Source organism: Streptomyces sp. NBC_00162, from assembly GCF_024611995.1.
Taxonomy (GTDB): domain Bacteria; phylum Actinomycetota; class Actinomycetes; order Streptomycetales; family Streptomycetaceae; genus Streptomyces.
In genome coordinates this window covers 3,042,826-3,066,762 of record NZ_CP102509.1, presented here as the reverse complement: position 1 = coordinate 3,066,762, position 23,937 = coordinate 3,042,826, and the positions used below count along the sequence as shown (strand labels likewise).

Sequence of the window (23,937 nt, the reverse complement as noted above, 5' to 3'; positions counted from 1 at the left end):
TTCAGGAAGCCGTCGGGTCATATAGGGGACCCGGCGGCTTTTCCTGTGCGGCCCCGGGTGCCACCATCTCCCCTGGGCCGCTACCCCCGCTTCTCCGAAGCCCTCGTGCGCGCGATAATCGAACGCGAGGCCGCGGAATGCGGGGAAGCTCGGACGTCCTAGTACGCCGTGAGCGCGGTCCGCCATACACAACCGGTGAAGGACAAGCACTCATGACGACGCCCACGATCGAGCTCAAGCCCTCCTCGAACCCGCTGTCCGACGCGGAGCGCGAGGCGATCCTGGCCAGCCCCGGCTTCGGCCGCCACTTCACCGACCACATGGTGACGATCAAGTGGACCGAGGGCCGCGGCTGGCACGACGCCGAGCTGGTCCCGTACGCGCCCCTGGCGATCGACCCGGCGAACATGACGCTGCACTACGCGCAGACGATCTTCGAGGGCCTCAAGGCCTACCGCCAGCCCGACGGCACCGTCGCCACCTTCCGCCCGCTGGCCAACGCCGAGCGCTTCCAGTCCTCGGCCCGCCGCATGGCCATGCCGGAGCTGCCGGCCGAGCTGTTCATCGAGGCCTGCGACGCCCTCATCCAGCAGGACCGCGCCTGGGTGCCGGACTCCGGCGAGGCCTCCCTGTACCTGCGGCCGTTCATGTTCGCCTCCGAGGTCGGCCTCGGTGTCCGTCCGGCGAACGAGTTCCTCTTCATCGTCATCGCCTCGCCCGCCGGCGCGTACTTCCCCGGTGGGGTCAAGCCCGTCTCCGTCTGGCTCTCCGAGGACTACGTCCGCGCGGTCAAGGGCGGCACCGGCGCGGCGAAGACCGGCGGCAACTACGCGGCCTCGCTGGTCGCGCAGGCCCAGGCGGCCTCGCACGGCTGCGACCAGGTGGTCTGGCTCGACGCCGTCGAGCACCGCTGGATCGAGGAGATGGGCGGGATGAACCTGTACTTCGTGTACGGCGACCGCATCGTCACCCCGGAGCTCACCGGCTCGCTCCTTCCCGGCATCACCCGCGACTCCCTCCTCACGATCGCCCGCGACCTCGGCTACACCGCCGAAGAGGGCCGGATCACCACCGAGGACTGGCAGCGCGACAACGCGAACGGCACCCTCACCGAGGTGTTCGCCTGCGGCACCGCCGCCGTCATCACCCCGGTCGGCTCGGTGAAGTCCGAGCGCGCCAACTGGACCCAGGGCGACGGCGAGCCCGGCCAGGTCACCATGCGGCTGCGCAAGGCGCTCCTGGAGCTCCAGACCGGCCACGCCGCCGACACCCACGGCTGGATGCACCCGCTGGGCTAGTCGCCCGGGCCCGTACGCACGCAGGCCCGCGCCCCGGATCTCCCGGGCGCGGGCCTGCGTGCGTACGGAGGGACTCAGGCGGCCACCGGCTCCGGCTCCTCGGCCGGAACGGCCGCCGGGGAGGTGCGCGCGGTCAGGGCCGTGTAGACGAGCCCGCCGGCCAGGCCGGACAGGACGAAGGAGCAGTCCACGCCGCCGGTCAGGGCGAGCAGCGGGCCCTCGTAGAACGGGGTGGTCACGGCGAGCAGGCCGACACCCGCGCCGATGGCCCAGGAGGCGGTGGCGGCCACGTTCCAGCCGCCGCGGTACCAGTAGACCCCGCCCACCGAGCGGCGGTTGAAGACCTGGAGGGCGTCGGCGTCGTACCGCCCCTTGCAGCGCACGTGGCCGATCAGGGTGATCACGGCCCACGGGGTGCCGATCGCGGTCAGCAGGAGGACGAAGGAGGTCATCGCCGCCTGCACGTCCCACTCGAAGGAGCCGACGAAGACGAAGGCGGTGGCGACGGCCGCGGCGATCACGGTGGCCGTGGTGCGCGTGGCCTTGGGGACGATCGCGTCGAGGTCGAGGCCCATGGAGTAGAGCATCAGCCCGGCGTTGCCCACCGAACCGGCGGCGGCCGCGGCGAGCAGCGGGACCAGGTACCAGAACGGCGCGGCCTCGACCAGCGGCCCGGCGTACTCGGCGCCGGCCCGGGCGGCGAGCGCGGTGTAGGTGCCGAAGAGCTGCGGTATCAGCAGGCCGATCAGCAGGCCGAAGCCGGTGGCCCGGAAGACCTTGCGGGAGCTGTGCTTGCGCGGGGAGATGTAGCGGGTGTAGTCGCCGAGCAGGGTGATGAAGGCGACGGGGCCGCTCAGGCCGGCGGCGACGGCCGCGAGCAGCCAGGTCGGCCAGAAGGAGCCCAGCAGGTACTCGGTGTCCGCCGGCGCGGCGGCGGTGAAGTCCGGGGCGTAGGCGAAGAGGCCGATGGCCAGCAGGATCACCATGCCGATGGACAGGATCTTGCTCATGCGGAGCAGTAGCCGGTAGCCGAAGACGGCCGCGACGACGGTACAGACGGCCAGTACGCCGTACATCACGGCCCGCGAGACGCCGGTGTCCGGCAGCCCGGTGAGCCGCGAGAGCACGCCGACCATCACGTCGCCGCCGATCCACAGGGTGAGCGCGGTGTAGCCCAGCGACAGCAGCAGCCCGACGACCGAGCCGACGAGGCGGCCGCGGACACCGAACTGGGCTCCGCTGGAGGTGGAGAGGTTGGTGGCGGTCCGCAGGGAGACCAGTGCCAGCGGCGCGGTGAAGGCGATGCCGACCACGGTGCCGGTCACGATGGCGGTGACGGAGGGCCACAGGCCCAGTCCGAAGGACGGGGGGAGCCAGCCGAACACGATCACGCCGAGGCAGAGGTTGGATCCGAGCAGGATCGAGATCAGGTCACGGGGACCGCTCGTCCGCTCCTCCTCGGGGATGGTGTCGACTCCGCGCTGTTCGATGGGCATGGGGGGACTCCCTTGGCAGGGCGGGGGATGGTTGCGCATTTGTTTGAGCGACACTCAATGTGACTCAAGCCCTGCTCCCAGGTCAATGATTCCCTGCAACGAAATGAAGAGTTAGAGTGATGCTCTAACCCATCGACTCAAGAGGTGGTGGATCGGCGTGCGGCTGACCCCTACGGAGCGCGACCGGCTGCTGCTCCGCAGCGCTGCGGAACTGGCCAGGGCCCGACGGGCCCGGGGCCTGAAGCTCAACGTCCCGGAGGCCACCGCGCTGATCGCGGACACGGTCTGCGAGGCCGCGCGCGACGGCAAACGGCTCGCGGAGGCCATCGAGGAGGCCCGCACCGTGCTGGGCCCCGGCGACGTCCTGCCGGGTGTGTCCGACGTGGTCACCGAGGTGCACGTGGAGGCCGTCTTCGACGACGGATCCCGGCTCGCGGTGGTCTCGTCCCCCATCCAGGGCGCGGTGCCGCTCGGCGACGACGCCCCCGGGGCGGTCGTCCCCGGCCCCGGCCTCCCCCAGCCCGAGCCGGTGCTGCACCTGCGCGTGCGCAACACCGCCGCCGTGCCGGTGAGCGTCACCTCCCACTTCCACTTCTTCGAGGCGAACCCGCGCCTCGACTTCGACCGCGCCGCGGCCTACGGGATGCGATTGTGCGTACCGGCGGGCTCGTCCGTACGGTTCGACCCGCACGGCGAGGGCGAGGTCGGACTCGTCCCGATCGGCGGCGACCGCGTCGCGATCGGCTTCGCGGGCCTGGTCGACGGCCCCCTCGACGCCCCCGGAGCCAAGGAAGAGGCCCTGCGCCGGGCCGCCGCCTGCGGCTATCTCGGCGTCGCCACCGACCACGCGGACGGAGACCAGGCGTGAGCAAGAAGACCCCCCACAGCGATCACTGCGCGCCGGGCAGCCGCCACATCGACCCGCACGAGTACGCCTCCGTCTTCGGCCCCCGGGCCGGGGACCGGGTGCGGCTCGGCGACTCCGGGCTCACCGTCCGGGTGGAGTCCGACGCCCAGAAGCCCGGGGACGAGTTCCTGGCCGGCTTCGGCAAGACCGCCCGCGACGGCCTGCACCTGAAGGCCGCCGCCGTCCGCGAGACCTGCGACGTCGTCATCAGCAACGTCCTGGTGATCGATGCCGTCCTCGGCATCCGCAAGGTCTCCGTAGGCATCCGCGAGGGCCGCATCCACGCCATCGGCCGGGCCGGCAACCCGGACACCCTCGACGGGGTCGACGTGGTCGTCGGCACGGGTACGTCGATCGTCTCCGGCGAAGGCCTGATCGCCACAGCCGGAGCCGTGGACACCCACGTCCACCTGCTCTCCCCGCGCATCATGGAGGCCTCGCTCGCTGCGGGCGTCACCACGATCATCGGCCAGGAGTTCGGCCCGGTCTGGGGCGTCGGCGTCAACTCCCCGTGGGCGCTGAAGCACGCCTTCAACGCCTTCGACGCCTGGCCCGTCAACATCGGCTTCCTCGCCCGCGGCTCCTCCTCGGACGCCGCCCCGCTCGTCGAGGCACTCGCCGAAGGCGGCGCCTCCGGCTTCAAGGTCCACGAGGACATGGGCGCGCACACCCGCGCCCTGGACACCGCCCTGCGGGTCGCCGAGGAGTACGACGTACAGGTCGCCCTGCACAGCGACGGCCTCAACGAGTGCCTCTCCGTCGAGGACACCCTGCGCGTCCTGGACGGCCGGACCATCCACGCCTTCCACATCGAGGGCTGCGGCGGCGGACACGTCCCCAACGTGCTCAAGATGGCGGGCGTGCCGAACGTCATCGGCTCCTCCACCAACCCCACCCTGCCCTTCGGCCGGGACGCGGTGGCCGAGCACTACGGCATGATCGTCTCCGTCCACGACCTCAAGCCGGACCTCCCGGGCGACGCCGCCATGGCCCGCGACCGGATCCGCGCGGGCACCATGGGGGCCGAGGACGTCCTGCACGACCTCGGCGCGATCGGCATCACCTCCTCCGACGCCCAGGGCATGGGCCGCGCGGGCGAGACCATCCGCCGCACCTTCGCCATGGCCGCCAAGATGAAGGGCGAGCGCGGTCCCCTGGACGGAGACTCGCCCGGCGACGGCGAGGGCGACGACAACGCCCGCGTCCTGCGCTACATGGCCAAGCTGACCATCAACCCCGCCATCGCCCACGGCCTGGCCCACGAGATCGGCTCCATCGAGGTCGGCAAACTCGCCGACATCGTGCTGTGGCGCCCGCAGTTCTTCGGTGCCAAGCCGCAGCTGGTCCTCAAGTCCGGCTTCCCGGCGTACGGGGTCACCGGCGACCCCAACGCCGCCACCGACACCTGCGAACCGCTGGTCCTCGGCCCGCAGTTCGGCTCGTACGGGGCCACCGCCGCCGACATCTCCGTCGCCTTCGTCTCGGCCGCAGCGGCCGCCCTCGGGAGCGACGAGATGCCGACCCGCCGACGCCGGGTCGCCGTCCGCGGGACCCGCGGCATCGGCCCCAAGGACCTGCTCCTCAACTCCCGGGTGGGCGCGGTCGATGTGGACGCGCGCAGCGGCCTCGTCTCCCTCGACGGGGAACCGCTGCGCTCCGAAGCCGCCGAATCGGTCTCCCTGAACCGCCTGTACTTCTTGTAAGGACCCCCTGCCATGACTGCACAGCCCGTGAACGACGGTTTCCGGATGCCCGCCGAGTGGACCCCCCACGAGCGCACCTGGATGGCCTGGCCCAGCCCCAACCCGACCTTCACCAACGAGCAGGAGCTCGCCGAGGCCCGCGAGGCCTGGGGCGCCGTGGCCCGCGCGGTGCGTACGTACGAGCCCGTGACGCTCGTCGTCTCGCCCGGCGACGCCGAGAGCGCCCGCGCCATCGTGGGTGACGACGTCCAGCTGGTGGAGCGCGAGCTCGACGACGCCTGGATGCGCGACATCGGCCCGACCTTCGTCACCAACGACGCCGGCGAGCTCGCGGCGGTCGACTGGACCTTCAACGGCTGGGGCGCCCAGGAATGGGCCCGCTGGGAGCACGACTCGAAGATCGCCCGGCACGTCTCGGACGTGGTCGGCACCCGTACGTACAGCACCCCGCTCGTCAACGAGGGCGGCGCCATCCACGTCGACGGCGAGGGCACCGTGCTCCTCACCGACACCGTGCAGCTCGGCGAGGGCCGCAACCCCGGCTGGTCCCGCCAGCAGGTCGAGGCCGAGATCCACGCCCACCTCGGCACCACCAAGGCGATCTGGCTCCCGTACGGCCTGGCCGGTGACTACGGCACCTACGGCACCCAGGGCCACGTGGACATCGTCGCCGCCTTCGCCCGCCCCGGCGTGGTCATGGTGCACACCCAGCCCGACCCGGCCCACCCGGACCACGAGCGCTGCAAGACCATCGCCGCCATCCTGCGGGCGTCCACCGACGCGCAGGGCCGGCAGCTGGAGGTCGTGGAGATCCCGGCGCCGACCGTGCTGGAGGAGGACGGGGAGTGGGTGGACTACTCCTACATCAACCACTACCTGTGCAACGGCGGTGTCGTGCTGTGCTCCTTCGACGACCCGCGCGACGAGGAGGCCGCCGAGATCTTCCGCGGACTGTTCCCCGAGCGGACCGTGACACTCGTTGACGCACGTACGATTTTCGCCGGGGGTGGCGGAATCCACTGCATCACCCAGCAGCAGCCGAAGGTCTGAGGACCGGGACCGGCAACGGAGCGACGAGGAGTGGGCCATGGCGGCGGGTGCAGTACCGGTACGGGCGGCGCGCAAGAACGCGCCCCCGCGCGAGGACGTACTCGTCGCCGCCATGGCCACGATCGCCGAACGCGGCCTGGAAGGCCTGACCATGGCCGGTCTGGGCCGTGAGGTCGGCATGAGCAGCGGCCACCTCCTCTACTACTTCCGCAGCAAGGACGAGCTCCTGCTGCAGACCCTGGAGTGGAGCGAGGCGGAACTGGGCACCGAGCGGCGGGCGCTCCTCTCCCGCCGCGGCCCGGTGAGCGAGCGCCTGCGGGCGTACGTCGACCTCTACGTGCCCACGCAGCCCCGCGACCCGCACTGGACGCTGTGGCTGGAGGTCTGGAACCGCTCACAGAACGCCGGCCCCCAGGAACGCGACCGCCAGGCCGCCATCGAGGGCGCCTGGCACCGCGATCTGGTGGCGCTGCTCGCGGAGGGCATCTCGCGCGGCGAGTTCCGCCCGGTGGACCCCGACCGCGTGGCGGCCCGCATCCGGGCCCTGCTCGACGGGTTCAGCATCCAGCTGGCGGTGGGCCTGCCCTCGATGGACCGGGAGGCGATCCTGGACCACGTACGCGAGTTCCTGACGGAGACCCTCTCCCCGCGGGAGACGCCCCGGGCACAGGCCTGAGCCCGGGGCCGGCCCGGGCGGCAGCCGTCCGCCCGACCGCTGCCCGCATGCTGAGATACGTGTCCGCGGGCCGCAGGTGATATGGCAAGCTGCGGGTGTGCCTGCTCAGCTCATGATTATCGCCAGCAGCGCGCCGGTCCCCAGTGGCCGCTGAACCGCGGAAGAACTTCGCGGAAGCGGCCACCGTGCCTCGGACCCGCGCGCAGACCTCTCGCTACCCGCGAGGGGTTTTTTCGTTTCCCGGCCCATCCCTGCCGGGGCCGGACCGCGCGCGATGATGGGGGCAGTGGACCCCCGGGCATCCGGAACCACTCATCCGACAGGAGTCAGATCAGCATGACGACGACACCAGAGGCGGCAACTGTGCGCTCAGGGGACCTGGACGACAGCTTCCATGTCTTCGACACCACGCTGCGCGACGGCGCCCAGCGCGAAGGCATCAACCTCACGGTCGCCGACAAGCTCACGATCGCCCGGCACCTGGACGACTTCGGGGTGGGCTTCATTGAGGGCGGCTGGCCCGGCGCCAACCCCCGCGACACCGAGTTCTTCGCCCGCGCCCGCGCCGAGATCGACTTCAAGAACGCCCAGCTGGTCGCCTTCGGCGCGACCCGCCGGGCGGGAGGCGCGGCCGCCACCGACCCGCAGGTGCGGGCCCTGCTGGAGTCCGGCGCCCCGGTGATCACACTCGTCGCCAAGTCCCACGACCGCCACGTCGAACTCGCCCTGCGCACCACCCTGGACGAGAACCTCGAGATGGTCCGGGACACGGTCTCCCACCTGGTGGCCCAGGGCCGCCGCGTCTTCGTCGACTGCGAGCACTTCTTCGACGGCTACCGGGCCAACCCCGAGTACGCGAAGTCCGTCGTACGCGCCGCCCACGAGGCCGGCGCCGACGTCGTCATCCTCTGCGACACCAACGGCGGAATGCTGCCCGCCCAGATCACCGCGACCGTCGCGACCGTCCTCGCCGACACCGGCGCCCGTCTGGGCATCCACGCCCAGGACGACACCGGCTGCGCCGTCGCCAACACCCTCGCCGCCGTGGACGCGGGCGCCACCCACGTGCAGTGCACGGCCAACGGCTACGGCGAGCGCGTCGGCAACGCGAACCTCTTCCCCGTCGTGGCCGCCCTGGAGATCAAGTACGGCCGCAAGGTGCTCCCCGAGGGCGCCCTGGCCGAGATGACCCGGATCTCGCACGCCATCGCCGAGGTCGTCAACCTCACGCCGTCCACGCACCAGCCGTACGTGGGAGTCTCCGCCTTCGCGCACAAGGCGGGCCTGCACGCCTCGGCCATCAAGGTCGACCCGGACCTCTACCAGCACATCGACCCCGAGCGGGTCGGCAACACCATGCGGATGCTGGTCTCCGACATGGCCGGCCGCGCCTCGATCGAGCTCAAGGGCAAGGAGCTCGGCGTCGAGCTGGGCGGGGACCGCGCGCTGATCTCCCGGGTCGTGGAGCGGGTCAAGGAGCGGGAGCTCAAGGGCTACACGTACGAGGCCGCCGACGCCTCCTTCGAGCTGCTGCTGCGCGCCGAGGCCGAGGGCCGGGCCCGCAAGTACTTCCGCATCGAGTCCTGGCGGGCGATCGTCGAGGACCGTCCGGACGGCACCCACGCCAACGAGGCCACGGTCAAGCTGAGGGCCAAGGGCGAGCGGATCGTCGCGACGGCCGAGGGCAACGGCCCGGTCAACGCGCTGGACCGGGCCCTAAGGGTGGCCCTGGAGCGGTTCTACCCGCAGCTCGCGAAATTCGAGCTCGTCGACTACAAGGTCCGCATCCTGGAGGGCACGCACGGCACGGAGTCCACGACCCGCGTGCTGATCGCCACGACGGACGGCGTCCGGGAGTGGTCCACGGTCGGCGTGGCCCAGAACGTGATCGCCGCGTCCTGGCAGGCCCTGGAGGACGCCTTCACGTACGGCCTCCTGCACGCGGGCGTGGAACCGGCCGAGTAGTCCCCTGGTCAGGGCCCGGACCGGGGCTTATGTCCTGCTCACACAGGAAAGTGCCGGTTCGGGTAGCGTCATGGATATGAGGACCAGGCTGATGTCCGTACGCGTTGGATCGCTGCTTGCCGGTCTGCTGCTGGCCCTGTCGGCGACCGCCCTCGTGGCCGCCCCGCAGGCGTCGGCGGACACCGGGGTCGCAGCCGTGGGGGAGGCCCTCAAGGAGGGGCCCGTCTACGTCGATCCCCGGGCCGAGGCGCAGCTGCCGAAGGCCGAGGCCGACGCGCTCGCGAAGAAGATCAAGGACTCCGGGAAGCCGGTGTTCGTCGCCGTGCTGCCCGCGACGGGCGAGTTCCCCGCCGACAAGGTGCTCGGCGCCGTCCGGGCCGAGACCGGCATCACCGGGCTCTACGCGATCCGGCTCGGCGACGGCTTCAACGCCGGAGCCGACAAGGCGGTCATGCCGGCGAACGCCGTACGCAACCTCACCGACGCGGTGAAGGTGGGGGCTCCCGACGCGGCGACCCAGCTCGACAACTTCGTCGACCAGGCGCTGAGCCAGGCCAAGGGTGGCGCCCCGGCCTCCTGGGGCAGCACCGGCACGGACGCCGGTGCCCCGGTCGGCGGGCTGATCACCCTCGCCGCGGTGGCCGCGGTCGGCGGCGGTGGCGCGTACGCGCTGGTCCGCCGCAACCGGAAGAAGAAGGAAGAGACCCGGCGCGAGGCCATCGAGCGGCTGAGCGTGGTCGTGGACGAGGACATCACGGCCTTCGGCGAGGAACTCGACCGCCTCGACTTCCACCCCGGCGAGCCCGGCGCGGACGACGCCATGCGCAAGGACTACGAGCAGGGGCTCGACTCGTACGAGAAGGCCAAGCAGATCATGGCCTCGGTGCGGTACCCCGAAGAGGTCAAGGGCGTCACGCAGGCCCTGGAGGACGGCCGCTTCGCGCTGGCCAGCCTGGACGCGCGCCGTCAGGGCAGGCCGCTCCCCGAGCGCCGCTCGCCCTGCTTCTTCGACCCGCGCCACGGGCCCAGCGCCGAGGACGCCTCCTGGGCTCCGGCCGGCGGGGCCGCCCGTACCGTGCCGGTCTGCACGGCGGACGCCGTCCGGCTGCGGGACGGCCTGGACCCGGCGGTCCGTACGGTCGACACGGCGCACGGGCCGCGGCCGTACTACGACGCCGGCCCGGCGTACGGTCCCTGGGCCGGCGGCTACTTCGGCGGGGGCATCCTGCCCGGTCTGCTCGTGGGCACGATGCTCGGTTCGATGATGTCCAGCCCCGCCTACGCCTCGGACTTCGGCGGTGGCATGGGCAACGGCTACGAGGGCGGGGACATCTCCGGGGCCGACTTCAACCCGTCCGACTTCGGCGGCGGGGACTTCGGCGGCGGTGGCGGATTCGACGGCGGGGGCGGCTTCTAGCCGCCCCCGAAGGATCCGCGGTTGCGCTGGTCAGCCGGTCAGGCCTGCTTGATGGCCGAGATGTCGAAGCTCAGCTTCACCTTGTCGCTGACCATCACACCGCCGGCCTCCAGCGCGGCGTTCCAGGTCAGGCCCCAGTCGGAGCGCAGGATCTCGGCGGAGCCCTCGAAGCCGACGCGCTCGTTGCCGTACACGTCGGTGGCGGAGCCGGCGAACTCCAGGTCGATGGAGAGCGGCCGCGTGACGTCCTTGATCGTCAGCTCGCCGGTGATGCGGTACGCGTCGCCGCCGAGCTGGGCCGCCCGCGTGGAGCGGAAGGTCATCAGCGGGAAGAGCTCGGCGTCGAAGAAGTCGCTGCCCAGCAGGTGGGCGTCGCGGTCGCCGATGCCGGTGTTGACCGAACCGATCGTCACGTCGATGGAGGCGGTGGAGCGGGCCGGGTCGCTGCCGTCCAGGTGCAGGCTGCCCTCGAAGGCGTCGAAGCTGCCGCGGACGTTGGTGACCATGGCGTGACGGACGGTGAAGCCGATGCTGCTGTGGGAGGCGTCGATGACGTAGTCGCCGGTGAGGGCGGCGAGGGCCGGGTCCACGGCCAGATCGGCGGTCACGGTGGCGGTGTCCTGGCTGCGGCGGGTGAAGAGACCCATGATGTGCTCCTTGGTAGTGTCCTGAGAGATTCTGTTGAATCTTCAACGATTTCAACGGGAACGACGCTAGACCTATTCCGTTCAAATTTCAACATCTGGGCGGGGTGTCAGGCAGTTTTGTGGAAGCACCACAAAGGACGTAGGTCCCGTCTGGCGGAGTCCTTGCATCCACCGGCCGTACTGTGCGGGCCGGACAGCGGAAGACTCCCGAGACTGTGCGGAATGAACGGAGGTTTTTCATCGCGATCTTCGTAAGGTCGGTACATGACCGTTGTGGACCAGACCCCGAGCGAGCCGACGGACGCCCGTGGGCGCGTGGCCGAGCTGCACTCCCTGCGCGAGCAGGCGCGGCGCGGCCCCAGTGATCGCGCGACCGAGACCCAGCACGCCAAGGGCAAGCTGACCGCCCGCGAGCGCATCGCGCTGCTCCTCGACGAAGGTTCCTTCAAGGAGGTCGAGCAGCTCCGCCGCCACCGCGCGACCGGCTTCGGCCTGGAGGGCAAGAAGCCCTACACCGACGGTGTCATCACCGGCTGGGGCACGGTCGAGGGCCGCACGGTCTTCGTCTACGCCCACGACTTCCGCATCTTCGGCGGCGCCCTGGGCGAGGCCCACGCCACGAAGATCCACAAGATCATGGACATGGCCATCGCGGCCGGTGCCCCGCTGGTCTCCCTGAACGACGGCGCCGGCGCCCGCATCCAGGAGGGCGTCTCCGCCCTCGCCGGTTACGGCGGCATCTTCCAGCGCAACACCAAGGCCTCGGGCGTCATCCCGCAGATCTCGGTCATGCTGGGCCCCTGCGCCGGTGGCGCCGCCTACTCCCCGGCCCTCACGGACTTCGTGTTCATGGTCCGGGACACCTCGCAGATGTTCATCACCGGCCCGGACGTGGTCCGCGCGGTGACCGGCGAGGAGATCACCCAGAACGGCCTCGGCGGCGCGGACGTGCACGCCGAGACCTCGGGCGTCGCGCACTTCGCGTACGACGACGAGGAGACCTGCATCTCCGAGGTCCGCTACCTCATCTCGATGCTGCCCTCCAACAACCGCGAGAACCCGCCCGTCCACGAGACGAGCGACCCGGCGGACCGCCGCTCCGAGGTCCTCCTCGACCTGGTGCCCGCCGACGGCAACCGCCCGTACGACATGCTCAAGGTCATCGAGGAGCTCGTCGACGAGGGCGACGTCCTGGAGATCCACGAGCGCTGGGCCCGCAACATCATCTGTGCCCTGGCCCGGATGGACGGCCAGGTGGTCGGCATCGTCGCCAACCAGCCCGGCCACCTCGCCGGCGTCCTGGACATCCACGCCTCGGAGAAGGCCGCGCGCTTCGTCCAGCTGTGCGACGCCTTCAACATCCCGATCATCACCCTGCTGGACGTCCCCGGCTTCCTGCCGGGCGTCGACCAGGAGCACGGCGGCATCATCCGCCACGGCGCCAAGCTGCTGTACGCGTACTGCAACGCCACCGTCCCGCGGATCTCGCTGATCCTGCGCAAGGCCTACGGCGGCGCGTACATCGTCATGGACTCCCAGTCCATCGGCGCCGACATCACCTATGCCTGGCCCACCAACGAGATCGCCGTGATGGGCGCCGAGGGTGCCGCCAACGTCATCTTCCGCAAGCAGATCGCGGACGCCGAGGACCCCGAGGCCATGCGCGTGCGCATGGTCAAGGAGTACAAGGCCGAGCTGATGCACCCGTACTACGCGGCCGAGCGCGGCCTCGTCGACGACGTCATCGACCCCGCCGAGACCCGCGAGACCCTCGTGGCCGCCCTCGCGATGCTCCGCAACAAGCACGCCGACCTGCCGTCCCGCAAGCACGGCAACCCGCCGCAGTAAGGAGACCAGCCACCGATGAGCACCGACACTCTTCTGCGCGTCGAAAAGGGCAACGCCGAGCCCGAGGAGCTGGCCGCGATCACCGCGATCCTGCTCGCCCGCGCCGCCGCCACCCCCGAGACCGCAGGCATCCCGCGCTCCCAGGCCGGCTGGCGCCGCCTGGAGCGCACCCCGGGCTTCCGCGCCCCGCACAGCTGGCAGGGCTGAGCTCCGAGTTCGACGCAAGGCCCCGTACCCTCCCCGAGGGTGCGGGGCCTTCCGCGTACCCGCGTACGGAGCCCGCACGGGGGCCGTACGGGGCCGTACGGAGCTCACGGCGAAGGCCCCCGCGTCAGGGACGCGGGGGCCTTCGGTGTACGGGCGGGGCAGCCGCTACCGCAGGCGGGCCATGAGGGCGTGCTCGACCAGGGTGATGAGCGCGCTCTTGGCGTCCGCGCGGTGGCGGGCGTCGGTGGTGATGATCGGGGCGTCCGGGCCGATCTGCAGGGCCTCGCGGACTTCCTCCGGGGTGTAGGCCTGGTTCCCGTCGAAGCCGTTGAGGGCCACGACGAACGGCAGGCCGCTGTTCTCGAAGTAGTCGACGGCGGGGAAGCAGTCGGCGAGGCGGCGCGTGTCCACGAGCACGACGGCGCCGATGGCGCCGCGGACGAGGTCGTCCCACATGAACCAGAAGCGGTCCTGGCCGGGCGTACCGAAGAGGTACAGGATCAGGTCCTGGTCCAGGGTGATGCGGCCGAAGTCCATGGCGACCGTGGTGGTCGTCTTGTCACCGGTGTGGGTGAGGTCGTCGATGCCCGCCGAGGCGGAGGTCATGACGGCTTCGGTGCGCAGCGGGTTGATCTCGGAAACGGCTCCGACGAACGTGGTCTTGCCCACGCCGAAACCGCCCGCCACCACGATCTTCGCGGAGGTGGTGGAGCGGGCGGGAGCCGCTCCGCCGTTAGAGCTTGCGAAGTCCACTGAGCACCCTTTCGAGCAGTGTCACATCTGGCTGGCCGCCGGCAGACTCGTCGCCGCCGGGCTGGTGAATGGCGACAAGGCCCGCCTCCGCCAGGTCGGCGACGAGGATGCGGGCGACACCAAGAGGAATGGAGAGGAGTGCCGAGATCTCCGCGACGGATTTGATCTCCTGGCACAGACGGCAGATGCGCTGGTGCTCGGGCAACTGCCCTTGCAGCCGCGCGGGGTCGGCCGTGGTACTGACCAGCGCCTCGATGGCGAGCTGGTAGCGCGGCCGAGTACGGCCGCCGGTCATCGCGTACGGGCGCACCAGCGGGTTGTGGGCCTTCGGAGCCGGCTGCCGCATGGCGCGCGAAGGCTGCTGCGGAGGCATGTAGGGCTGCTGGGGCTGTTGGGGCTGGCCGTACGGCTGCTGCTGGTACGGGTTGTGCTCCGGCATGGGCCGGCTTGGAGCAGAGGGAAAGTTGAAGCGGTTCTGGTCGTGCTGCCCACCCTGCGGCTGCTGGGCGCCGCCATAAGGATGACCTCCGGGTGTTGTCACGTTTCCTCCTCCGACTCCAACTACGCGGTACTCCCTGTGGAACCGCGCCACCGCACCCTATGGTGCGATGGCGCGAAACGCACTGCCTGTCTGCTAGTTGAGAAGACTTCCCTGCAGCTCGGCACGCAGGTCCGGGGTGAGGACACTGCCCGCGCGATCCACCAGAAGGGCCATCTCGTAGCCGACGAGGCCGATGTCGCACTCGGGGTGCGCGAGCACCGCGAGCGAGGATCCGTCCGAGACGGACATGAGGAAGAGGAATCCCCGGTCCATCTCGACCACGGTCTGGTTGACGGCGCCACCCTCGAAGATGCGGGAGGCTCCGGCGGTCAGCGAGGTCAGACCGGAGGCCACGGCCGCCAGCTGATCGGCGCGGTCGCGCGGAAACCCGTCGGACATCGCCAGAAGGAGTCCGTCGGCGGAGACCACCACGGTGTGGGACACCCCAGGGGTGTTGTCCACGAAGTTGGTGATCAACCAGTTCAGGTTCTGTGCCGCCTGGCTCATCGGGCTCACACTAACGCTCCTGGTCATAGCTGTTACTTGACTGCTCAGAACCCGCGCTGCGTCCCTGCTGGACACCGCGCCGCAGGTTGCTCAACCTGCCGCGGACGTCCTCCGGTGCGCGGGAGACCTGGGGGCCGCCCTGCGGGGTCGTCTCCGCCGCGCCCTCGACCAGGTTGGCCTTGGGCACACGCCGAGGGAGACCGGACGGGGTGACCCCGCCCGCCTTCGGCTCACGGAGTTTGCCGGCCTGCTGCCAGCGCTCGTCGTTGCGCGAGCGCCAAGCCGCCGTGCCTTCCGTCTCCTCCGGGGCCCGCTCCGCCTCAGCGGGCTGCTGCTGACGCTGCGGCCGCTGCTCGAAGAGGGATCCGGTGGACTCCGCTTCCTGCCGTGCCGGCTGCCACTGCTGCTGGCTGCCGCGGCGCGGCAGGCCCGCTCCGGTCATCTGGTGACCGGTGTCGGCAGCGGCGCCCGGACGGTCGAAGCCTACGCGCTCCGGGGCGGGTTCGGGTACGGCGGGGGATTCCGATTCGGTCCCGTAATCCTGCTGGTAAGCAGCCGGATACGTGTTCTGCTCGGGCCACTCGGCCTGCTGCGACCGGGAATCGTAGCCACCGTCGTAATCCTGGGTGTTCTGCTGACGGTCCTCGTATCCGGCTTCCGGATAGGCGTAGCCCTGCTGCGGGTAGTCCTCGTACCCCTGCCGGCCCTGCTGCGCCTGCGGTGCCTCGTACGAGCCGTCGTAGCCCTGCTCGGGCTGCTGCTCGTAGCCCTGGTACGGCTGGTAGCCGTGTTCAGGCTGGGGTTCCGGATACTCCTGGGCAGCGTGGTCGGCGTACTGCTGGTCCTCGCCCTGCGGGTAGCCGACCTGAGCCTCCAGGGCGGCACGCCGCTCCTCGCGTCCGAGGGACCGCCCGACCGGGTCGATATCGCGGGCGTCGCCGCCCTGCTGGTCGTAGCGGGAGTCGTCGAACCCGAGCTCGGCGGCCGTGCGCAGCGGCGGCGCCAGCTGTGCCTGCTGCTGCTGCGGGATCATCGAGGAGACCGTGAAGTCGTCGTCCGGAATGCCCTCTCCACCGCCACCGTGGGTGATGGCGTCGGGGAGCATGATCAGCGAGGTGGTGCCGGCCGCCTCGCCCGAGGGGCGCAGCTGGACGCGGATGCTGTGGCGGTCCGCCAGCCGGCCGACCACGAACAGACCCATGCGCTGCGAGATCGCGGCGTCCACGGTCGGCGGGTTGGCCAGCTTGTGGTTGATGTCCGCGAAGTCCTCGGCGGTCAGGCCGATGCCCTTGTCGTGGATCTCGACCATCACGCGGCCGTCGGGCAGACGCGTGGCGGTGACGCGGACCTTGGTCTGCGGGGAGGAGAACGTTGTGGCGTTCTCCAGCAGCTCGGCGAGCAGGTGCACGAGGTCGGTCACGGCCTGGCCGTGGATCTCGGCTTCGGAGACACCGGAGAGCTCGATGCGCTCGTACTGCTCCACCTCGGAGGAGGCGGCGCGCAGGACGTCGACGAGGGGGACCGGCTGGTCCCAGCGGCGGCCCGGGTTCTCACCCGCGAGGATGAGGAGGTTCTCGCCGTTGCGGCGCATACGGGTGGCCAGGTGGTCCAGGCGGAAGAGGTTCTCCAGCTGGTCCGGGTCCGCCTCGTTGTTCTCCAGGTCGGTGATGAGGGTCAGCTGGCCCTCGATCAGCGACTGGTTGCGCATGGAGAGGTTGGTGAAGATCGCGTTGACGTTCCCTCGCAGGAGCGCCTGCTCGGCGGCGAGCCGGACCGCTTCCCGGTGGACCTGGTCGAAGGCGCGTGCGACCTCGCCGATCTCGTCCTGGGAGTCGATGGGGATCGGATGGACACGGGTGTCCACCTTGCCCGGGTCGGTGCGCGAGAGCTGGTCGACGAGCATCGGCAGGCGCTGCTCGGCGATGTCGAAGGCCGCGGAGCGCAGCTGGCGCATCGCGCGGCCCATCTGGCGGGCCATGAGACCGGCCAGGATGAACGCGGCGAGCAGGGACACGACCACGATGGCGCCGTTGGTGATGGCGTCGCCGCGGGCCTCGTCGGAGACCGCGACGGCGTCCTTGATGGCGTTGTCGAGGAGTTCCTTCTCGATCTCGTCGTAGCCGTCGAACTTCGCGGTGGCGGCGGCCTGCCAGGCCATGGGCGTGGTGCCGGCGGCGGCCAGCTTGGTCTTGTCCTGGCCGCTGGCTATCGCCTCGGTCATACCGGTCAGCACCGACTTGTTGGCGCCACCCTGGGGCGGGGGCACGAAGCGGACGCCGGCCTGCTCGGCCTTGGCCTTGGCCTCGGCGAGCTTGGCGGCTCCCTCGTCGGACTTCTTCTGCATGACCTGCTTGAGGCGGTTCACGTCCTCCTCGGTGCCGGCCGCGACGTACTCGCCCTGGGCGATTTCCTCGAGGTAGGCGTACGAGGAGAAGGCGACGAGCTGGCTCTTGCGGATCTCCTCGTTCGTGCTCGGACGGACCAGCAGGTGGGTACCGACGGAGCGCTGCAGCGAGTTCGCCGCCTTGGCCAGCTGGATCGCGTAGACCATGCGGCCGTACGAGGTCACGTTGCCGGTGCCGAGGCCGAGCTCGTTGGCGAACTGCATGAGGTAGTGCTGGACCAGTACGTAGCCCTCTTCGGTCGGGATCGGGCCCGGCGCGCTGGGGAGGTTCTTCTTCGCGGTCTCGGCCGCGGCGACGTACGCGGTCTCGCGGACCTTCTTGAGCGTGGGCTCCTCCGCGCGGAAGAGATCCAGTCGCCGCTCCAGGCCCTGGTTCTTCGGCATGTCCAGGACGGCCGTGTCGAACTTCGCCTTGGCCGAGTCGGTCGTGCCGCGGACCTTGGTGACGACCTCGCTGTTCGGGTTGCCGCTCAGCAGCGGCTCGGCCGTGAGGTCGCGCTCGTTGAGCAGGGCCTGGCTGTATTCCGAGGCGGCCTGGACGACCCTGGCTATCTTCTCGGCGTCCTTGGCCTCGTTCCAGGTGTCGACGGAGCCCTTCACCTGGAAGCCGCCCATGACCAGACCGACGAGGGCCGGTACGAGCAGGATCGCGTTCAGACGGGTCGGCACGCGCCAGTTGCGGGGCGAGAACCTGCTGCTGCTCCCGCCGCTCACGGGTGGCTCCACAGGCATGTCGACAGGCGACGCGGCCGCTCGCGGCGGCGGGGTGAAGTTGCCGCGTGCGGGTTCATCCGCAGGGCTCGTGTTACTTCGCCTCACTCGACCAACAACCTCTCGGCGGTGCTACTAGCTAGTTCGTTGAATTCCAGCACGGTTAACGGCCGTGTTCCAAACAGTTGAAACCGGCCATACCCAGAGACGTATGCCCCACATAAAACGGACATAAAGAGCTTCCTGCGGCAAAAATAGGGGGAGTTGTGCGCGTAGCGGCACCAACCGAACGCACCCCGTGGCCAACTGGCGGCAATTGTCTGTCGAAACGTTATGAACCAGAAGGGCGGGCCGTGTCGTAAGACACAGCCCGCCCTTCTCCTCGTTGTGAAGAACCCGTGTTGCTTGAGTGGTGCCACTTGAGCCGCGGGACCGAAGTCGTGTTACTTGAGTCGGGCCATGAGGGCGTGCTCGACGAGAGTGATGAGCGCGCTCTTGGCGTCCGCGCGGTGGCGGGCGTCGGTGGTGATGATCGGAGCATCCGGGCCGATCTGCAGGGCCTCGCGGACTTCCTCCGGAGTGTACGGCTGGTACCCCTCGAAGCCATTGAGGGCCACCACGAACGGCAGGCCGCTGTTCTCGAAGTAGTCGACCGCGGGGAAGCAGTCGGCCAGCCGGCGGGTGTCGACCAGGACGATCGCCCCGATGGCGCCGCGGACGAGGTCGTCCCACATGAACCAGAAGCGGTCCTGGCCCGGCGTACCGAAGAGGTACAGGATCAGGTCCTGGTCCAGGGTGATGCGGCCGAAGTCCATCGCGACGGTCGTCGTCGTCTTGTCACCGGTGTGCGTGAGGTCGTCGATGCCCGCCGAGGCGGAGGTCATGACGGCTTCGGTGCGCAGCGGGTTGATCTCGGAAACGGCTCCGACGAACGTGGTCTTGCCCACGCCGAAGCCGCCCGCCACCACGATCTTCGCGGAGGTGGTGGAGCGAGGAGCCGCTCCGCCGTTAGAGCTTGCGAAGTCCACTGAGCACCCTTTCGAGCAGCGTGACGTCCGGCGTGCCGCCGGCCTCTCCATTGCCCGGCTGGTGGATGGCCACCATTCCGGCCTCCGCCAGGTCGGCGACGAGGATCCGGGCGACACCGAGCGGCATCGACAGCAGTGCGGAGACCTCCGCGACCGACTTGACCTCGCGGCACAGCGTGCAGATGCGCTGGTGCTCCGGGAGCAGGCCGGACAGGTGCATCGGATCGGCCGTGGTGCTGACCAGGGCTTCGATCGCGAGCTGGTAGCGGGGCCGGGTCCGGCCGCCGGTCATCGCGTACGGACGCACCAGCGGCTGGTCGCCATCCGAGTACGAATCTCCGTACGCATCGGGGTAGGCGGGGGGCGGGGTCATTGATCCTCCGGGCTGGACAGCAGTGGTCAGCGTGCCGTCTGACGGGGCGGCCGGTGGGGGGAAGGTATGACGGCCTGGCGGTGGTACTGGGTTCCGGGGCGAGTGCCTCGGTCCCCCGGCCGTTAGTACCGTCCGGCCGGGAGAGGGGGAGTCAGATGAGCAGGCTTCCCTGCAGTTCCGCACGCAGGTCCGGAGTGAGGACGCTGCCGGCACGGTCCACGAGGAGGGCCATCTCGTAGCCTACGAGGCCGATGTCGCACTCGGGGTGCGCCAGTACGGCCAGCGAGGAGCCGTCCGAGACGGACATGAGGAAGAGGAATCCCCGGTCCATCTCGACCACGGTCTGGTTGACGGCGCCGCCCTCGAAGATGCGGGAGGCTCCGGCGGTCAGCGAGGTCAGACCGGAGGCCACGGCCGCGAGCTGATCGGCGCGGTCGCGGGGGAATCCTTCGGACATCGCCAGAAGGAGTCCGTCGGCGGAGACCACCACGGTGTGGGACACCCCAGGGGTGTTGTCCACGAAGTTGGTGATCAACCAGTTCAGGTTCTGTGCCGCCTGGCTCATCGAACTCAACTATCGCTCCTGCTGGTAAGTGGGGTCGATGTGGTAACTGCCGGTCGCCGGGCCGCTGTTGCCGGCCTGACGACCCTGCTGGATACCGCGCCTGAGGTTGGTCAGACGGCCACGGACGTCGTCCGGCGCCCGCGAGACCTGCGGACCGGCCTGCGCGTCGGCCTGCTGCTGCGCGGTGCCGGCCACGAGGTTCGCCCGCGGGACCCGGCGGGGCAGCCCCGAAGTGGTGATCCCGCCGGCGGCGGGCTGGCGCACGCGCTCGGCCTGCCGCATCAGCTCGTCGTTCGGCGAGGACCGCCAGCTGACGGTCGGCATGGCGCCGGTCGCCGCGGCGGCCGGGTCGGCCGCCTGCTCCTGGCCGCGCTGCGGCAGCGGCTGCTGCTGCGGAGCCGGGGCGGACTGCTGCGGCTGCTGGCCCTGCTGGGGTATCGCCGTGCCCGGTGCCTGCGCGCCGGGCTGCTGCCCTTCCTCGCGGAACCAGTTCGACTCCAGGGTGTCGAAGATCGGGCTGCGGGCGTCGCCGGAGCTCTGTGCCGGGGGCAGCGCCTCGGGCCGGTGGCCCTGCGGCAGGCCGGGGGCCTCCGGGCGCTGCGGCGCTGCGTAGTTGCCGCCCTGCTGCGGAGCCTGCGGCTGCTGGTACTGCTGCGGGGCCTGGGGCTGACGGGCGAAGCCGCCGACACCGGGGCCGCCGGGCCGCTGGGGCTGGTAGCCAGGACGCTCGAACTGTCCGGTGCTGGACGGGTCCACGGGGCCGCGTACGTCCGGACGCTCGAACTGTCCGGTCGTGCTGTTGCCGCCGGGGTTCGCCTGGGGCATCGGGGCGTTGAAGTCCGGGCGGGCGAACTCGGCCGTCGAGCCGGGGCCCGAGAGCTCGTCGTGGCCACGGGCCTGGTCGGCGCCCCAGCTGGTGGCCTGCGGACCGGGGAGCTCGGGCCGGGGAGCGCCACCGCGCGGCGGCAGCTGCGGCCGGGCACCGCGCGAGGCCGGAGCCGCGGGAGCGGCCGGCTGCTGCTGCTGCGGAGCCTGTGCCTGCGACTGCTGCGGACGCTCGAAGCCGTTGCCCTGCGGGAAGCCGGGCTGACCGGACGCCGCGGGAGCGGCCGCCGGACGGGCCTGCGGACCACGACCCGCCAGCGGCGCGCCGGAGCCGAAGCCGGCCTGGCCCTGCCCGTTGGTGGTCGGACCCTGCTGCGGGCGGGCGCCGGAAGGACCCGGGCCGCCCTGCTGCGGGGACCAACCGCTCGGGGAACCCTGCTGGTTCTGCGCGCCCTGCGGACGCTGCTGGCCAGGGGCGCCGTCGCGGCCGGGCAGGGCGGCACGCTGACCGCCCGAGGCGACCTGGCCGCGCTGCGGAGCCGCGCCGACCGGGGGACGGGAGGCCGCACCGGGCACGGAAGCCTGCCCGCCGGGGCCGCCCTGAACGCCGCCGGGGCCGCCCTGGGGACCCTGGCCACCGGGCTTCTTGCCGCCCTGGGCGACGTCCACCGGCAGCATGACGAGGGCCGTCGTACCGCCCGAGTCGGAGGGGCGCAGCTGGATGCGGATGCCGTGTCGCAGGGACAGGCGGCCGACCACGAACAGACCCATGCGGCGGGAGACGGAGACGTCCACGGTCGGCGGCGACGCGAGCCGCTCGTTGATCGCGGCGAGGTCCTCGGGGGAGAGGCCGATACCGGTGTCGTGGATCTCGACGAGCACGCGGCCGTCGGGCAGCGCGTGACCGGTGACCTTGACCTTGGTCTGCGGGGAGGAGAACGAGGTGGCGTTCTCCAGCAGCTCGGCGAGGAGGTGCACGAGGTCGTTGACGACGCGGCCGGCGACATCGGTGCCGGGCACCGCCGCCAGCTCGATGCGCTCGTACTGCTCCACCTCGGACGCGGCGGCGCGGAGCACGTCGACGAGCGGGACGGGGCGGGTCCACCGGCGGCCCGGCTCCTCGCCCGCGAGGACGAGGAGGTTTTCGCCGTTACGGCGCATGCGGGTCGCGAGGTGGTCGAGCTTGAAGAGCGAGGACAGCTGGTCCGGGTCGGCCTCGCGCGACTCCAGCTCGGAGATGAGCGAGAGCTGACGCTGGATGAGGCCCTGCGAACGGCGCGAGAGGTTGGTGAACATCGCGTTGACGTTGCCCCGGAGGAGGGCCTGCTCGGCGGCGAGGCGGACGGCCTCGCGGTGCACGTCGTCGAAGGCCGCGGCCACCTGGCCGATCTCGTCGCGGGTGTGCAGACCGACCGACTCCACGGACGTGTCCACGTCCTGCGGGTCGGACTCGGACAGCTGCTTGACGAGCTCGGGGAGGCGGTCCTGGGCGACGCGGGTCGCGGTGTCCTGGAGGCGGCGCAGCGAGCGGATCATCGAGCGGGCCATGACGAAGGCGCCGACGAGGGAGACACCGAGGACGAGGAGGATCAGGGCACCGTTGATGATGGCGTCCTGCTGCGACTCGTTCTTGAGCTCGCGGGCCTTCTGCTCCATGTCCTCGAGCAGGGTGAGCTCGATGACCTTCATCGCCTGGAGCTTGGTGCCGTCGGCGTCGTACCAGTCCATCCAGGACCGGTACTGCGTCTCCTTGCCGAACTGCCCACTGGTGCTCAGCACGCGGCGGGCGTAGTGGTCGGCCTTGCCGATCTCGGGGTTGCCGTCGCCGAGCGCCGCGAGGAGCTCCTCGGGCTTGCCCTGGTAGACGAGTTCGAAGGTCTTCTTCGACTGCTGCTCGCCCTTGAGCGCGGAGAGACCGTACAGACGGTCGTTCTCCTTGAGCTCACCCGGCTTCTCGGCGTTGTCGGGGAGGGAGGCGGCGATGATCGCGCGCTGGACGGAGGCGTACTCCTTGGCGGCGGAGAAGGCCGCCAGAGCGCGCGTACGCTTGATCATCTCCGGGCTGGAGGTGGCCTGCGCCATGTCCTGGGAGAGCGAGAGCAGCGAGACGATCAGGCTGTTGTACTCGGTGACCGTCTGCTGGGCACCGTTGGCGTACGCCTTGCTGCGGATCTCTTCGATGTTGGTGAGCTGGCGGCCGATCTGCAGGATGTTGTTGCGGATCGACTTGAGCGTCTCGTCCTTGTCCTCCGTGTTGTCGACCTTGTCGGTCGCAGCGGCGAAGGCCTTGGCGGAGGCGTCGGTCTGCTCACGGACGCCCGCGACGAGGGTGTTGGGCTTGCCGGACTTGTCGACGGACAGCGGACCCGCTGACTTGTCGCGCTCCTCCTGGAGCGCGGCGGCCAGGTTGGTGGCCTGCCGGGTCATCATCGTCAGCAGCTGCATGTGCTCCAGCTGCGCGATGTCGTTGAGCGAGTCGTTGATACGGACGCCACCGAGCGTGGTGGCGGCGACGACGGGCAGGGTCAGCAGCGACACGAGTCGCGTGCTGATGCGCCAGTTCTGCATGGCGAGGCGAGAACCGGGCCCACTGGGGGCCTTCGGTATCGCCACGTCCTGCTCGACCGCCCCGGCCTTGGGCCTGGGCTTGATGGACTTACCCCGGCCCTTCGCCTTCACCCTGGCCAAGGCGTCGGGGCCTGCGCCGTCGACAGCCGGCCCGCGGTTCTGGGCGTGCTGGGGCGAGGAGCCACGGTCGGTCCCGCCGCGCGGCTCCTGCTCCGCCGCAGCGCTGTCCCTCTTGAATCGTCCCTGCACTAGCGTCGCAACCTCTGGACCAGGCGTCCCGCCGGGCGACCGGTGGGACGGTGTCGAGTCGTGGAGCACTAACGGCCCCATGGTGGTCGTCGGTGACCGGCGCGTCTCCCTCTCCTTGCCGCCGCGCTCGGCGCTGAGTCGCGCCACCTGCGCGCCGACTGTTCCCGCGGCGGTCCCGCGAATTCCAGCACAGTGGCGG

Annotated in this window: 19 protein-coding genes; 9 read left to right on the top strand and 10 right to left on the bottom strand. The window is 70.7% G+C overall.

What is annotated here, in order from left to right; all coding sequences use genetic code 11:
- The first annotated feature begins 212 nt into the window (after window positions 1-212).
- Window positions 213-1,298 (top strand): branched-chain amino acid aminotransferase, encoded by a 1,086-nt coding sequence (locus tag JIW86_RS14050; RefSeq protein WP_257554020.1) that lies wholly within the window; start codon window positions 213-215, stop codon window positions 1,296-1,298.
- Between the two features lie 74 nt (window positions 1,299-1,372).
- On the opposite strand, the gene JIW86_RS14045 is transcribed toward JIW86_RS14050, so the two are convergent.
- The gene (locus JIW86_RS14045) at window positions 1,373-2,794 is read right to left on the bottom strand and encodes a cytosine permease (RefSeq protein ID WP_257554019.1); all 1,422 of its coding nucleotides are present in this window, start codon (window positions 2,792-2,794) and stop codon (window positions 1,373-1,375) included.
- A gap of 157 nt (window positions 2,795-2,951) precedes the next feature.
- On the opposite strand from JIW86_RS14045, the gene ureA reads away from it, so the two are divergent.
- The 6 genes from ureA to JIW86_RS14015 all read left to right on the top strand — a co-directional run bounded on the left by ureA (window position 2,952) and on the right by JIW86_RS14015 (window position 10,512).
- Window positions 2,952-3,662 (top strand): urease subunit gamma, encoded by a 711-nt coding sequence (gene ureA, locus JIW86_RS14040; RefSeq protein ID WP_257554018.1) that lies wholly within the window; start codon window positions 2,952-2,954, stop codon window positions 3,660-3,662.
- The gene (locus JIW86_RS14035; RefSeq protein ID WP_257554017.1) at window positions 3,659-5,404 is read left to right on the top strand and encodes an urease subunit alpha; all 1,746 of its coding nucleotides are present in this window, start codon (window positions 3,659-3,661) and stop codon (window positions 5,402-5,404) included. Before ureA ends, JIW86_RS14035 begins: the two co-directional genes overlap by 4 nt.
- A gap of 12 nt (window positions 5,405-5,416) precedes the next feature.
- Entirely contained in the window at window positions 5,417-6,454 is a 1,038-nt protein-coding gene (locus JIW86_RS14030) for an agmatine deiminase family protein (protein WP_257554016.1), read from the top strand.
- A gap of 37 nt (window positions 6,455-6,491) precedes the next feature.
- Entirely contained in the window at window positions 6,492-7,130 is a 639-nt protein-coding gene (locus JIW86_RS14025; RefSeq protein ID WP_257554015.1) for a TetR/AcrR family transcriptional regulator, read from the top strand.
- A gap of 336 nt (window positions 7,131-7,466) precedes the next feature.
- Window positions 7,467-9,095, top strand: coding sequence for a citramalate synthase (cimA, locus tag JIW86_RS14020; protein WP_257554014.1), 1,629 nt, complete (start codon window positions 7,467-7,469; stop codon window positions 9,093-9,095).
- Between the two features lie 76 nt (window positions 9,096-9,171).
- Entirely contained in the window at window positions 9,172-10,512 is a 1,341-nt protein-coding gene (locus JIW86_RS14015; RefSeq protein WP_257554013.1) for a hypothetical protein, read from the top strand.
- 38 nt (window positions 10,513-10,550) lie between these two features.
- Here the strand turns inward: JIW86_RS14015 and JIW86_RS14010 are convergent, their stop codons facing one another.
- Window positions 10,551-11,159 carry a YceI family protein gene (locus JIW86_RS14010; protein ID WP_257554012.1) on the bottom strand — a complete coding sequence of 203 codons (609 nt, stop codon included), beginning with the start codon at window positions 11,157-11,159 and terminating at the stop codon, window positions 10,551-10,553.
- Between the two features lie 264 nt (window positions 11,160-11,423).
- Here JIW86_RS14010 and JIW86_RS14005 point away from each other — a divergent pair, with 264 nt between their 5' ends.
- Window positions 11,424-13,007 (top strand): acyl-CoA carboxylase subunit beta, encoded by a 1,584-nt coding sequence (locus JIW86_RS14005; RefSeq protein ID WP_215149811.1) that lies wholly within the window; start codon window positions 11,424-11,426, stop codon window positions 13,005-13,007.
- Window positions 13,008-13,022: 15 nt separating this feature from the next.
- Window positions 13,023-13,214: an acyl-CoA carboxylase subunit epsilon gene (locus JIW86_RS14000; protein WP_215149810.1), complete on the top strand. Its 192-nt coding sequence runs from the start codon at window positions 13,023-13,025 to the stop codon at window positions 13,212-13,214.
- A 165-nt stretch (window positions 13,215-13,379) separates the two neighbouring features.
- Here the strand turns inward: JIW86_RS14000 and JIW86_RS13995 are convergent, their stop codons facing one another.
- From JIW86_RS13995 to JIW86_RS13960, 8 genes are all read right to left on the bottom strand, one after another.
- Window positions 13,380-13,967, bottom strand: coding sequence for a GTP-binding protein (locus tag JIW86_RS13995; protein ID WP_215149809.1), 588 nt, complete (start codon window positions 13,965-13,967; stop codon window positions 13,380-13,382).
- A complete protein-coding gene (locus JIW86_RS13990) occupies window positions 13,948-14,508 on the bottom strand; it encodes a DUF742 domain-containing protein (RefSeq protein WP_257554011.1) in 561 nt (186 codons plus the stop codon). Before JIW86_RS13990 ends, JIW86_RS13995 begins: the two co-directional genes overlap by 20 nt.
- A gap of 93 nt (window positions 14,509-14,601) precedes the next feature.
- A complete protein-coding gene (locus JIW86_RS13985) occupies window positions 14,602-15,015 on the bottom strand; it encodes a roadblock/LC7 domain-containing protein (RefSeq protein WP_030037347.1) in 414 nt (137 codons plus the stop codon).
- A gap of 10 nt (window positions 15,016-15,025) precedes the next feature.
- The gene (locus JIW86_RS13980) at window positions 15,026-18,238 is read right to left on the bottom strand and encodes a nitrate- and nitrite sensing domain-containing protein (protein ID WP_257554010.1); all 3,213 of its coding nucleotides are present in this window, start codon (window positions 18,236-18,238) and stop codon (window positions 15,026-15,028) included.
- Window positions 18,239-18,573: 335 nt separating this feature from the next.
- On the bottom strand, window positions 18,574-19,158 hold the full coding sequence (locus tag JIW86_RS13975; protein WP_073776607.1) for a GTP-binding protein: 585 nt from the start codon (window positions 19,156-19,158) through the stop codon (window positions 18,574-18,576).
- Window positions 19,139-19,531, bottom strand: coding sequence for a DUF742 domain-containing protein (locus JIW86_RS13970; RefSeq protein WP_215149806.1), 393 nt, complete (start codon window positions 19,529-19,531; stop codon window positions 19,139-19,141). The genes JIW86_RS13975 and JIW86_RS13970 overlap by 20 nt, the downstream gene beginning before the upstream one ends.
- 151 nt (window positions 19,532-19,682) lie before the next feature.
- Window positions 19,683-20,096, bottom strand: coding sequence for a roadblock/LC7 domain-containing protein (locus JIW86_RS13965; RefSeq protein WP_008739864.1), 414 nt, complete (start codon window positions 20,094-20,096; stop codon window positions 19,683-19,685).
- A gap of 9 nt (window positions 20,097-20,105) precedes the next feature.
- Window positions 20,106-23,738: a sensor histidine kinase gene (locus JIW86_RS13960; protein WP_257554009.1), complete on the bottom strand. Its 3,633-nt coding sequence runs from the start codon at window positions 23,736-23,738 to the stop codon at window positions 20,106-20,108.
- Between the last annotated feature and the right edge of the window lie 199 nt (window positions 23,739-23,937).